The sequence below is a fragment of the Curtobacterium sp. MCBD17_023 genome (genome assembly GCF_003224415.1).
Taxonomy (GTDB): domain Bacteria; phylum Actinomycetota; class Actinomycetes; order Actinomycetales; family Microbacteriaceae; genus Curtobacterium.
Genome location: NZ_QKLJ01000002.1, coordinates 291,518 through 303,874 on the forward strand (window position 1 = coordinate 291,518; position 12,357 = coordinate 303,874).

Here is a 12,357-nt window from a genome sequence, read left to right on the forward strand (position 1 = left end):
TCAGAGGGTGAGGAGCACCTTCGTGGCGCGACGCTCGTCCATGGCCTTGTAGCCCTCGGCGGCCTGGTCGAGCGGGAGGGTGAGGTCGAAGACCTTGCCCGGATCGATCTCCCGGTCCCAGATGAGCTGGATCAGCTCAGGCAGGAAGCGGCGCACCGGCGCGGGGCCACCGTGGATGTTCACACCGCACCCGAACAAGGTGTCGCCCGTGATGGTCAGGTCGTGGGAGACGCCGACGAAGCCGAGGTGCCCACCGGGGCGGGTGGCGCCGATGGCCTGGTCCATGGCGCCCTGCGTGCCGACGGCTTCGACCGTGCTGTGCGCGCCGAGTCCGTCGGTCAGTTCCTTCACCATGGCGATGAAGTCGTCGCCGCGCTCCTCGAGCACGTCGGTGGCGCCGAAGTCGCGGGCCAGCGCCTGCCGGTGCGCGTGGCGGCTGGAGACGATGATCCGGTCAGCGCCCAGCTGCTTCGCCGCGATCACCGCGCAGAGTCCGACCGCGCCGTCGCCGACGACCGCGACGGTCTTGCCGGGGCCGGCCCCCGCCGCGACGGCGGCGAACCAACCGGTGCCGAGCACGTCCGACGCAGCCATCAGCGACGGGATCAGGTCAGCGTCGGGCAGCCCGGGCGTCTTCACCAGGGTGCCGTCGGCGAGCGGGATGCGTGCCTTCGTGGACTGCGTGCCGATCGTACGCATCAGGACCCGGTGCGTGCAGAAGGACTGGTACCCGGCCTGACAGATCTCGCACGTGTTGTCGGAGGCCCAGAACGACCCGACGACGAAGTCGCCGGGCTGCACGGTCGTGACGTCGGCACCGATCTCCTCGACCACGCCGACGTATTCGTGGCCCATCGGCGCGTGGTCCACTGGCTCAGCGCCTCGGTACGGCCACAGGTCGGAACCACAGATGCACGTCGCTGCCAGCCGGATGACGGCGTCGGTGGGCTCGATGATCGTCGGGTCTTCACGCTCTTCGACGGTGACGTCGCCGGGCGCGTTCATGACCACTCCACGCATGGGACTGCTCCTTGTTCGGGGACACGGCACCGGGCGGGGTGCCATGTCCTCCACTCAAGCGGTGGCTGCGCGGAAGAGGGAGTTCCTGGTGTGGGGCGTACGGACAGAGGACCCCACACCGCCGAGGACGGATCGGGGACGGGAAGGATCAATCGGTGCGCGTCGCCGAGGCCGCGGTCCACGACGCGAGCAGCTCGAGGGCGTGCGCGGTCGGGGACCCGGGTTCGGCTGCGTAGATGGTCATCGACAGGCCGGGATCGGAGAGCATGTCGACGCTCTCGTACGCGAGGTCGAGGTCCCCGACGACGGTGTGGTGGAACAGCTTGCTGCCCGCGCCGTGGAGGCGTACGTCTTGGCGGCCCCACCGCTGCCGGAAATCGGCACTCCGCGTGGAGAGCTCCCCGACGAGGTCCTGCAACGCCTTGTCGTGCGGGTCGCGACCGGCCTCCGTCCGCAGGATCGCGACGGCGGTGTCCGCGGCGACGTCCCAGTTCGGATAGAAGCCATGGCTGTCGTCGTGCAGGAAGGTGTAGCGGACGAAGTTCGGCGTCTCCCCCGGGTAGGCGTCGTAGAGGGCGGCGTGCATGGCCTGACCCAAGTGGTTCGCTGCGAGCAAGTCCATGCGACCGTTCCGGATGATGGCCGGGGCCGTGATGCTGTCGAGCACCCACTGCAGCGCCGGGCGTGGCTTCCACTGCTTCGCGGGACGCCGCCGAGGCCGCATGGCGGCGGCGGTGCCGTCGGCGGCCTGAGCGAGGTGGAACAGGTGCGCACGCTCGGCGTCGTCCAACTGCAACGCACGAGCCAGGGCGTCGAGCACCGACGCGGAGACGCCGGCGAGTGCACCGCGCTCGAGTTTGGCGTAGTACTCAGGGCTGACCCCGGCGATGGTCGCGACCTCACCGCGTCGGAGACCCTGGACGCGACGCACACCGGACACCTGGATGCCGGCCTGCTCCGGGCTGATGCGGGCCCGGCGCGAGGAGAGGAACTGTGCAGCGTCAGCGTGGTCGTCCATGTCGAAGCACGATAGGCGATCGGCAACCGGGCAGGCACACCCTGCCGGTACACGTCGCGGCCCCTGTACGGGACCATGCCAGTGCCATCGCAGGGCACGCCGCCGTCCATCCGCCACCAGACCCGGCGCTCTGCGCTGCACTCGTCGCGGGCGGCAACGTGGATCATCTCCGGCTGGCGCTCCGACGTTCCGTCGGTGTACGGTCACGATCACTGAGGTAAAAGGCGCTGCTCTGTGTGGCGCACCAGCACGCGGCATCGAACGAGTCGCCACTTCTTCTCGCGAAGGAGTGTGCCCCGTGTCGCTCAGCCCCTCTCGTCTCTCCGATGCCTGGGTTGCCCTGGCGGGTCTCTCGTCGGTGTTCCTGTTCGAGATGCTCGACAACTCCGTGCTCAACGTCGCCCTGCCGAGCATCGGCCGCGACCTGGGGTCGTCGACGACGGGCTTGCAGTGGGTGTCGGGCGCCTACTCGGTGGCGTTCGGCGGGCTCATGCTGCTCTTCGGCGCCGTGGCCGACCGTGTCGGCCGTCGCCGGGTGATGCTGTCCGGCCTCGTCCTGCTCGCGGTGGCGAGCTTCGCCACCGCAGCGGTCACGACGACCGGGCAGCTCATCGCCGTGCGGGTCGTGATGGGCATCGCCGCGGCGATGACCACCCCCGGGTCGATGGCGTTGGCGTTCCGGCTCTTCGACGACGAGGGGCTCCGCGTGCGGGCGCTCACCGTCATCTCGACCGCGGGGCTCGTCGGACTGGCCGTCGGCCCGACGGTGGGCGGGTTCGTCCTCGCCGTCGCCCCGTGGCAGGTGCTGCTGCTGGCCGACGTGCCGATCGCGCTGCTCGCCCTCGTCGGCATCCGACTCGGGGTCGCCCGTGACGAAGCGTCAGCCCTCCGGCGCGACCCGGTCGACGTCATCGGCGGGCTGCTGGGTACCGCCACCGTGACGGCAGCGCTCGTGACGCCCACCCTCCTCGTCCACCCGGGGAGCACCTCCCCGTGGGGGTGGACCACCCTCGCCCTGGCCGCGGTGGCAGCGGCGGGCTTCGTCGTCCGCGAACGGACGGCGCCGCACCCGCTGATCGACCTGCACCTGCTCGCCCGACCGCTGGTGTCCAGCGGTCTCGCGTTCAAGGCCGCGTCAGGACTCGCCGTGGCCGGGTTGTCGTACCTCGTGACGCTGCAGCTGCAGTTCGCCTGGGGGTGGCCGCCGGCACTGGCTGCGCTGGGGACCCTGCCGCAGGTCGTCGTCCTGCTGGCCGGCGGCAGGTTCGTCGGGCCGATCGTCCACCGGGTCGGCCTCGGCCGGGCTGCGTGGACGAGCGCAGCCGCGGTCGTGTCGGGCCTCGCCGTCTTCGGCGCCCTGAGCCGCCTCGGCTACGTGTGGGTGCTCATCGCGCTCGTGCTCGTCGCCGCCGGTATGCGGGTCGTCGGCGTCGTCGCCGGCGCTTCGGTGCTCTCGGGTCTGCCTGCGGACCGCACCTCGGTCGGTGCCGCGTTCGTCGACACCTCGAGTGAACTCGCCGGGGGCGCCGCGGTCGCCGTGGCGGGGACCGTCGTCGCCGCCTTCGTCACCGGGAGCATCACCACGTCCGGGTGGACGGCCGTCCGCTCGGGCGCGTTCCAGGACGGCCTCGCCGTCGCAGGGCTCGGGCTCGCCGCCGTCGCCGCCCTGCTCGTCGTCGTCGGGATGCTCCGGACACGGATCGGCGACCGACCGGAGGACGCCGGCGGCGTGGACACTCCGGACGACGGCACCGCCCCGTCCGCCCAGACCGCCCCGTCCGCCCAGACCACCCCGTCCAGCCGGACCGCCCCGACCGCCCAGACCGCCCCGACCCGTTCGACCACCCACACCGAGGAGATCACCCGTGCCTGAGACCACCGCCCTGCCCCGCCCGCCGTTCGACCCCGAGTTCGTCCCGTTCCTGACGGGAATGGACGAACGCGGGCGGTTCCACCTCACCACCGCGATGCTCCCGCAGATGCGACAGCTCGACATGACGGAGGCGCAGCTCGACGAAGGACTGCGCGCCCGCGGCCTCGAACGGCGCAGCATCACGGTCCCCGGACACCTCGGCGACCCGATCGCCCTCGCCGTCGTCCAACGGATCGGCCGGACCGGACCAGCCGCGTGCGCCTACGCGATCCACGGCGGCGGCATGGTGTTCGGCCACCACCTCGGCAACCTCGACTCCTACGACGAATGGCTGCTCGTGCACGACGTCGTCCTCGTCAGCCCCGACTACCGTCTCGCTCCCGAGCACCCCGACCCCTACCCGGTCGAGGACTGCTACGCCGGCCTCGTCTGGACCGCCGAGCACGCCGACGACCTCGGCATCGACGCGGAGCGCATCGTCCTCGTCGGACAGAGCGCCGGCGCCGGGCTCGCCGCCGGCACCGCGATCCTCGCTCGTGACCGGCAGGGGCCGGGCGTGATCGGGCAGGTGCTCGTCAGTCCGATGCTCGACGACCGGGACGCCACCGTGTCGGCACGACAGTTCGACGGCGTGGGTGTCGCCGACCGGGAGATGACCGGGTTCGGCTGGGACGCGTACCTCGGCGACCGACGCGGTGGCGACGACGTGTCCGTCTCCGCCGCCCCCGGCCGCGCGACCGACCTCGCCGGGCTGCCGCCGGCGTACGTCGACTGCGGCAGCGCCGAGGTGTTCCGGGACGAGACCGTGGCCTACGCGAGCGCACTCTGGGCGGCGGGCGTACCGGCGGAGTTGCACGTGTGGCCGGGAGCGTTCCACGGGTCGACGAGCATGGTGCCGGAGGCGGTCCTGTCGCAGCGATCCGTCCGTGCCCTGCGGGAGTGGACCGGACGCCTCCTGGGGACCACCGCCTGACGGGACCCGGGCGGGCGCGCCCCCTCGTCGGGGGGAGGACGGTCCCGGGCCGTCTCCGCCCGGGACCCGTAGGCTCGGTGGTGGATCCGCCGGTGCACGGGGCGCACGGCGGGAGGCAAGGGGGAACCACATGTCCGTCACGTCCAGGATCACCACCGCAGCAGCGGCCGCCGTGCTCGTCGCCGTCGCACTGTCCGGCTGTGCCGGGAACGGGGGCACAGCGCCGCGTGCCGAGCGGTCCGCCCCGACGACTCCGGCGTCGACGACACCGACACCGGTGTCGCCGACGCGCACACCGACGGCGGAGGCGGCACCGCCCACCGACCTGACCTTCGAGGACGGCGCCGGCCTCTCCGCCAGCACCCTGCCCGCGTTCAGCCTCGAGGTCTCGGGACTCGACGGGTGGGAGCAGACCGGCGAGGACCCGACCGCCGGGTCGCGGGAGTACACGAACGCGGACGGTTCGGTCGCCACGATCACGCAGCAGCGCATCACCGACCTCGACCCGGCCATGGGCGACCGGGCGGCCACGGTGCAGATGTTCACCGCGGCGGGCCTGCCGGCCGAGCAGCTCGAGGAACAGCTCCTGCCGACGATGACCGGTGGCACGGCTCAGTTCCTGTCGATCGCGGGGCAGGGCAGCGACGGGTCGTGGTCCGCGACGGTGGCGCGCGCGTTCGCGAAGCCCGGAGCGGCGCTCATCGTGAAGGTGCGGACGTCCTCGCAGGAGGCGCTCCGCCCGGACCTGCACGACGTCCTCGTGCACGCGCAGGTCGACCTGACCTGACCTGATCGTCGTGCGCTCGACCGGGCCGGTCAGCACGACGTGGCCCGCCCGGACCTGCTCAGCTCGGACGCAGGGCCGCGAGCCGTGCGAGGGTCCCGGGCTCGGGCGCCCACCCGAGGAGTTCCTCCGTCCCGCCCACGTCGTAGGTGCGCTCGAGACCGAGCTGCCGGACCGAGTACGGGGAGATGCCCGACCGGCCCCGGGCGACCGCGGCGACGTGCCGAGCGGTGCGCATCGGCACGTGCACGACCCGCAGCGGCCGGCCGACGACGGCCCGGAACGCGTCCCCGATGGGGACCGGGTCGTCGTCCGTCACGTTCACCGCGTGCGTGCCGTCGACGTCGGCACGGAGTGCGGCGAGGACGGCGGCGGCGAGGTTGTCGACCCAGGTGAGCGCGTGGGGCGCGCGTCCGCCGAGCGGGAGCGGCAGCACCCCGTACCGCGACGCACGCAGCACGCGGGGGAGCAGCGTGGTGTCGCCGGAGCCGTAGACGGCGTGTGGGCGGAGGATGACCGCCGACGCGCGGCGGGCCGCCACGAGCTGCCCTTCGTTCGCGAACTTCGACTCACCGTAGGTGCCGAACCAGCGGTAGCGGCCCGTCGCCTCGGCCGGCTGGGCGCGGACGGACGGGCGAGCGAGGTCGTACACCGAGGACGAGCTGACGTGGACGACCCTGCCCGTCGTGAGGGCGAGCGCGGATTCCATGATCCGGGAGTTCCGGTCGAACATGCCCCGGTCGAACCCGTCCCGGACCTCCGCTGCGCAGTGGACGAGCGGCACGTCCCCGAGCCGCGGCACCCGGGCGCGACCGGCGGCGAGGTCGACGTGGGCGTGCTCGTCGGCGCCGCCCCGACCGGGACGGCGCCCGAGGTCGACGACGTGGTGCCCCTCCCGCTTCAGGGCCGAGATGACCCGGCCCCCGACGAACCCGCTCCCGCCGGTGACGGCGACGGTGCTCGTCACGTCGTGCGCTCCGCACGGACGACGAGCCGGCTGTAGGAGGCGGCCATCGTGCGCTGCTTCCGCACCCGCGACCGGACCCGGACCGGACCGGCCGCCGCGGCCGCACGGGCGAGCGCCGCCGCGAACACCTCCGCCTCGAGCGTGGCGAGCGGCATCCCGATGCAGAAGTGCGCTCCGGCGCCGAACCACAGCTGCCGCATCTCCTTCGGCACGGGGCGGGAGGGGTCGAAGTCGCCGGCCCGGGCACAGGCGAAGATGTTCGCGAGGATGATCCGCTCCCCGGCACGGACACGGACGCCGTCGACGCGGTGGTCGCGGAGCACGCTGCGGATCATGACGGGTGAGGGCACGGTGACGCGCATCGCCTCCGCGACGGCCGCGGGGACGTCCTCGGGGTGTCGGGCCAGGTGGTCGAGGTGGCCGGACTCGATGACCAGGTTCGTGAAGCGCGGGACGAAGCTGACGATCGTCTCGGTCCCGGCCACGATCATCGCGGTGACGACCGACACGGTGTCCTCCTCGGTGATCCCCTCGGCTCGCATGAGCGCGGGGACCGTCCCGGGAGCGGCCGCTCGGTAGGCGGCGCGGGTGCTCGCGTTGAGGACGGCGAGCTTCTCGTGGACCACCGCGAGTTGCGCGTCCGAGAACTCCTTCGTCGTCAGGGTGACGAAGCCGAGGATCTCCCGGGCCCGGGCGAGCTGCGCCGCGGCGTCGTCCTCCGGGTACCCGGTCAAGCGACAGATGATGAGCGCGGCCGCGCGTTCGATGACGGCCACGACGTCGACGTCCTCGCGTCGGCCCACCGCGTCCTCGAACCGGTCCATCTCCGGGGTGAGCACCTCGTCGACGATGCTGCGGAGGAACCGCTGGGAGAACAGGGGGGTGAGCTTCCGGCGCAGGTGCGCGTGCTCCTCCCCGTCCATGTTGAGCAGGCCCCTCGGACCGATGATGGGCGTCCAGAGCCGGTCCGAGCCTCCCGGCCCGACCTTCGAGTAAGTGACCGGGTCGAGGAGGATCTGTCGCATCCGCGCCGCGTCGCTCACGACGACCCCGAGACCGGGGACCCGCACGACCCGGCCGAGCCGGGTGATCCCGCGGAGCGCCAGGTAGCCGGCACGGTGGGCGTGCAGGACGACGCGGCGGTCCTCCCGCGTGGCTCGTCGCGCGGCACGCGCGTCGATGCCGGTCACGGTCGGACGTCCACCGTGCTCGTGGACCGCGGGCGGTACCGGTGGCCGGCGTACCAGGCGAGCGACCGGACGATGCCCCACACGGCGATCCGGCGGACGGACATCGTGACGACCATCTCGCGGTGCAGGCCGTACCGGTCCGTCACCCGCCGGACGGCGTTGGTGAGGTCACGGTCCTCGTGCGTGTCCTCGATGGCGGTCCGCGGGAACCCGCCGACGCGCTCGTACAGCTCGCTGGTGATGGCGAGGTTGTTCCCGGCGACCATCACGTAGGGGCCCTGGTACTGCCTGCCGCGGTTCTCCGGCAGGAGGCGCCCACACCAGATCGCGACCTCGTTGACGACGCACAGGAACCGGTAGCGGAGCGGCCCGACCGGGAGGTCGTCGCGCCGTGGCAGCGTCAGGCCGCCGAAGAACAGGTGGTCCGTCTCGGCGAACAGACGCTTGACGGTGGCGGTCCAGTCCGGGGCCGGGAGGCAGTCCGCATCCGTCCGGACGAGGTGCGTGCACCCGGCGGCGATCGCGGCGCGGGCGGCGGTGTCCGATGCGGCACCGGTGCCCTTCTGCCGCTCGACGACGACCTGCCAGGACAGGTCGTGCCGACGGACGTGGTCGGCGACGATCCGCTCCGTGCCGTCGGTCGACCCGTTGTCGCAGACGACGACGGTGAAGTCCGGGTCGACCTGGTCGCGGAGCGCGTCGAGCAGACCGGGGACGAGGCGCGCCTCGTTCCAGGCGGGGACGATGACACCGAGACGGATGCCGACGCTCGTCTCGGGTGTGTCGGACGGGACGGGACGGGACATGGTCGCTCTCCGGACTGACGGAACTCGTGCGCGTGGTGCCGCCGAGGCGGGGTCGTGCGCGGACGGCTCGTCAGGCGACGGAGGACATCCCTGCGGCACCGGAGGTCCCGGGGTGCGCTGCCCTCGAGATGCCCTCGGCGGTCGACCGTGCTGCGTCCATGTCGGCGACCGCGCGGTCCCCGACGGCCCGGTCCGGACGTCCCAGGTGGCCGAGGACTCTCCGTCGGCGGCGGTCCTGCAGCTCGAGGACGACGAGTGCGGACACGACGAGCACGGCCACGGCGGTGAGTGTCAGGACGACGATCACGGTGTTCCCCCCTTCCCGGACGATGTCCGGTACGGACAACCTAGCGGCCCGGGGACCGCTGCCGGGTACGGTCTCCTGGGAGTGTGTCGGATCGTCCCGGGGGACTGCCGTCCCGGGGACTGCCGGTCAGGCGCCGTCCGGCGCGCCGGTCACGGGCCCGGGGACGGCGACCTGCACGGCACTGATCCGACCCGCGCGTGTCTGCGCGGTGGTGGCCGGGTCGTAGCTGTCCGCGGTGGCGAGGTACAGCGTCCGGCCGTCGGGTCCGCCGAGCGCGCAGTCGATCGCGCAGAGGCCGGGAGCGTCGATGCGGTCCGTGACCTCGCCGCCCTCGACGACGCGCAGGAACTCGCCCGTGTCGACCGAGCAGACCCAGATCGCCCCCTCGCTGTCCACCGTGCTCCCGTCCGGTGTGACCCCGTCCGGCAGCGCCGCCCACTCGCGTCGTCCGGTCAGGCTGCCGTCCGGCTCGATGTCGAACGCGGTCAGACGGCCGCCCCAGGTCTCGCTGACCACCAAGGTCCGCGTCCCGGGCAGCACGTTCGCACTGTTCGGGAACACCAGTCCGTCCGCGGCGAGCCGGGAGGAGCCGTCCCGGTCGATCACGTACAGCGGGCCGGGGCGCAGCTCCTCGCCGCCGTACAGGTCGTACCCGAACGCGCCGATGTACGTGCGGCCGCTCTCCGGGTCGACGACCAGGTCGTTCAGGAGCGACGGCTCGGTGGCGGACAAGTCCGCGAAGACGCTCGTCGCCCCCACGGCGTCCACCGCCACGACCGTGCGGGACTCCATCGCGCTGACGACGAGCCGTCCGTCGGGCAACCACCCGAGCCCGGACGACTGGCCGTCCACGGTGGTCTCCAGACGCGGCCCGTCCTCCGTGCCGGGGTCGATCGAGAAGACCTCGCCCGTGTGCATGTCGGAGTACCAGAGCCGCCCGCGGTACCAGCGGTTCCCCTCGGGGAAGCGGATACCGGTGACGACGTCGGTCGCGGACTGCAGGGTGGTGTGCACACCCCCAGCCTGCCACCCGGCCCGGCGTCCGCGCACGGGGAGGACGTGTGCCGGACGACCGGGCTCAGGGTCCGATCGGCTTCTGGGTGAGCGTGAACGCGATGCCACTGAGGTCGATGGACTGCCCCTTGCCCGTCGTGACCTCCGACGAGAGCCCGATCGTGAAGGTGACGTCGAGGACCGAGGTACCGTGCGTCGGTGTCACGGTCCACGAGGTGCGGCCCGCGGGCGCGAGGCTCGAGCTGGTGGAGGCGAGCGACAGGGACTGCGTCGACGCGGCGATGAGTTCCGCGTCGCCCGTGATGCTCTGCGGCACCCAGGTCAGGTCCGCCGTCAGGTCGTCGCCGGTCGCCGTCACGTCCAGCGTCTGGTGGAACTGGTACGCGTTGCCGGGGACCATCCGCACCGTCGTGATGTCGACCACGTCCGACCGACCGTTCGTGATGTCCGTCCACACGCCGTCCGGGTTCGCGGACAGCGCGAGCGTGCCGGAGGAGACCGTCGCCGGACGGGTGGAGGCCTCGGCGTTCCAGAGCGCGAAGGTGCCCGCGCCGCCGAGGAGGAGAGTGAGGCCGCTGGCGCTGGCGACGACACCGGTGACGATCTTGTGCATGGGAGCCCGTTCGGGTCGGGTCGGTGGATGCCCCGACCGTACCGGTCCCCAGAAGTGCGGACACGGGACGCCCTCCGCTTCGTGCGGCCCCAGATCGAGGGGCACGCGCACCGCTGGTCAGACGGGAGCCGGCAGCTCCAGACCCGACAGCTCGCGCATCACCGAGTTGAGGTGCCACTGGTCGCGGAACAGCCCGTACCGGTCGCGGTCGGTGGTGACGATCTCGAGGTCGCGCCGCTTCTCGAGGATCGCGAAGTCCGCGTCCGTGACGGTGCGGACCATCGTCCACGGCAGTGGCTCGACCCGGACGGCGGTGCCGAACTCGGCCATCAGGCGTGAGGTGAGGACCTCGAGCTGCAGGGACCCGATGACACCGACCATCGGCGCCTGCGCGGTCCGGCGCTCGGAGTGCAGCAGCTGGACCACGCCCTCCCCGGCGAGCTGCTGCATGCCCTTCCGGAACTTCTTCGCCGTGCTCGGGTCGGTAGGGGCGACCGTCGCGAACATCTCGGGTGCGAAGCGGGGGAGCGGCTCGAACTCGACCGGTTCCTCGCTGAAGAGCGTGTCCCCGGGGTGCAGCATCGTCGCGTTGACCAGGCCGACGACGTCGCCGGGCCAGGCGAGGTCGACGGTGTCGCGCTCGCGTCCGAACACACTCAGCGCGTGCTTCGTGTTGAACCGCCGACCGGACTGGGCGTGCGTCAGCATCATGCCGCGGTCGAACCGCCCGGAGCAGATCCGGACGAAGGCGACCTGGTCGTGGTGGGCCGGGTCCATGTTCGCCTGCACCTTGAACACCTGCGCGGCGAACGGCTCGGTGACCGGCCGGGCGGCACCGTCCGCGGTTCGGCGGGGCAGGGCGGCGGGTGCGGCGTCGCGGAGGAAGCGGAGCAGGTCGACGGTGCCGACGTGCTTGGTGGCGACGCCGAAGAACACCGGCATGCTCATCCGGTCGTGGAAGTCGCCCTGGTCGGGCAGGCCGCGGACCTCGCGGGTGAGCTCGACCTCCTCGACGGCGGTCCGCCAGGCGGCACCGAGCAGCTCGGCCGCCTCGTCCGCCGACCGCTCGGTCGTGACCGGCAGATGCCCGCCGCCGCTCGACTCGAAGGTCGTCAGCGTCCCCGTCGCGGTGTCGACGAGGCCCTGCAGGTGCCCGGCCTCGCCGACGGGCCAGGTCACGGGCGTCGGGGTCCGACCGGTGCGCTCCTCGAGTTCGTCGAGCAGGTCGAGCGCCTCGCGTCCGGGCCGGTCCCACTTGTTGACGACCGCGATGACGGGGATGTCCCGCGTGCGGCAGACCTCGAACAGGCGGATCGTCTGCGCTTCCATGCCCTTGGCGGCGTCGATGAGCATGACGGCACAGTCGACGGCGGCCAGTGCGCGGTAGGTGTCCTCGGAGAAGTCGGCGTGACCGGGGGTGTCGACGACGTTGATGAGCGTGCCGCCCGCGTCGAGCTGCACGACGGCGGAGCTGATGGAGATCCCGCGACTGCGCTCGATCTCCATCCAGTCGGAGACGGTCGCTCGGCGGGTCGCCTTCCCCTTGACCGCACCGGCTTCGTCGATGGCGTCAGCGGCGAGGGTCAGCGACTCGGTCAGGGTCGACTTGCCGGCGTCCGGGTGGGCGATGACGGCGACCGTGCGGCGGCGCTCCGCTTCCCGCTCGATGACCGTGGCCTCCGCCGTCATGCCGAGACCCGGCCGTGGCGTCGTCCGACGGTGTCCTCTGGGCGTTCCGGCATCTGCACCCGACGACGATACCGACTGCACCCGACACCAGACGAACGACGGG

Annotated in this window: 12 protein-coding genes; 3 read left to right on the forward strand and 9 right to left on the reverse strand. The window is 72.4% G+C overall.

Annotated features, from left to right (window positions below):
- Both DEI84_RS03930 and DEI84_RS03935 read right to left on the reverse strand, forming a co-directional pair.
- Entirely contained in the window at window positions 1-1,020 is a 1,020-nt protein-coding gene (locus DEI84_RS03930; protein WP_181420339.1) for a zinc-dependent alcohol dehydrogenase family protein, read from the reverse strand.
- 148 nt (window positions 1,021-1,168) lie between these two features.
- Window positions 1,169-2,038 carry a helix-turn-helix transcriptional regulator gene (locus tag DEI84_RS03935; RefSeq protein WP_110889751.1) on the reverse strand — a complete coding sequence of 290 codons (870 nt, stop codon included), beginning with the start codon at window positions 2,036-2,038 and terminating at the stop codon, window positions 1,169-1,171.
- A gap of 298 nt (window positions 2,039-2,336) precedes the next feature.
- Between DEI84_RS03935 and DEI84_RS03940 the strand changes: the two genes are divergently transcribed.
- The 3 genes from DEI84_RS03940 to DEI84_RS03950 all read left to right on the forward strand — a co-directional run bounded on the left by DEI84_RS03940 (window position 2,337) and on the right by DEI84_RS03950 (window position 5,671).
- Window positions 2,337-3,911, forward strand: coding sequence for an MFS transporter (locus DEI84_RS03940; RefSeq protein WP_258371690.1), 1,575 nt, complete (start codon window positions 2,337-2,339; stop codon window positions 3,909-3,911).
- Window positions 3,904-4,884 (forward strand): alpha/beta hydrolase, encoded by a 981-nt coding sequence (locus DEI84_RS03945; RefSeq protein ID WP_110889752.1) that lies wholly within the window; start codon window positions 3,904-3,906, stop codon window positions 4,882-4,884. Before DEI84_RS03940 ends, DEI84_RS03945 begins: the two co-directional genes overlap by 8 nt.
- A 130-nt stretch (window positions 4,885-5,014) precedes the next feature.
- Entirely contained in the window at window positions 5,015-5,671 is a 657-nt protein-coding gene (locus DEI84_RS03950) for a hypothetical protein (RefSeq protein WP_181420340.1), read from the forward strand.
- 58 nt (window positions 5,672-5,729) lie between these two features.
- Here the strand turns inward: DEI84_RS03950 and DEI84_RS03955 are convergent, their stop codons facing one another.
- The 7 genes from DEI84_RS03955 to DEI84_RS03985 form a co-directional block, all read right to left on the reverse strand.
- Window positions 5,730-6,635 (reverse strand): NAD(P)-dependent oxidoreductase, encoded by a 906-nt coding sequence (locus DEI84_RS03955; protein WP_181420341.1) that lies wholly within the window; start codon window positions 6,633-6,635, stop codon window positions 5,730-5,732.
- Window positions 6,632-7,825 carry a cytochrome P450 gene (locus tag DEI84_RS03960; RefSeq protein ID WP_110889755.1) on the reverse strand — a complete coding sequence of 398 codons (1,194 nt, stop codon included), beginning with the start codon at window positions 7,823-7,825 and terminating at the stop codon, window positions 6,632-6,634. Before DEI84_RS03960 ends, DEI84_RS03955 begins: the two co-directional genes overlap by 4 nt.
- Window positions 7,822-8,631: a glycosyltransferase family A protein gene (locus DEI84_RS03965; protein ID WP_110889756.1), complete on the reverse strand. Its 810-nt coding sequence runs from the start codon at window positions 8,629-8,631 to the stop codon at window positions 7,822-7,824. Before DEI84_RS03965 ends, DEI84_RS03960 begins: the two co-directional genes overlap by 4 nt.
- Window positions 8,632-8,701: 70 nt before the next feature.
- On the reverse strand, window positions 8,702-8,938 hold the full coding sequence (locus DEI84_RS03970; RefSeq protein ID WP_110911277.1) for a hypothetical protein: 237 nt from the start codon (window positions 8,936-8,938) through the stop codon (window positions 8,702-8,704).
- Window positions 8,939-9,064: 126 nt separating this feature from the next.
- Window positions 9,065-9,952: an SMP-30/gluconolactonase/LRE family protein gene (locus tag DEI84_RS03975; RefSeq protein ID WP_181420342.1), complete on the reverse strand. Its 888-nt coding sequence runs from the start codon at window positions 9,950-9,952 to the stop codon at window positions 9,065-9,067.
- A gap of 64 nt (window positions 9,953-10,016) precedes the next feature.
- On the reverse strand, window positions 10,017-10,565 hold the full coding sequence (locus DEI84_RS03980) for an alternate-type signal peptide domain-containing protein (protein ID WP_110889759.1): 549 nt from the start codon (window positions 10,563-10,565) through the stop codon (window positions 10,017-10,019).
- A gap of 117 nt (window positions 10,566-10,682) precedes the next feature.
- Window positions 10,683-12,254, reverse strand: coding sequence for a peptide chain release factor 3 (locus DEI84_RS03985; protein WP_110889760.1), 1,572 nt, complete (start codon window positions 12,252-12,254; stop codon window positions 10,683-10,685).
- Window positions 12,255-12,357 lie beyond the last annotated feature (103 nt).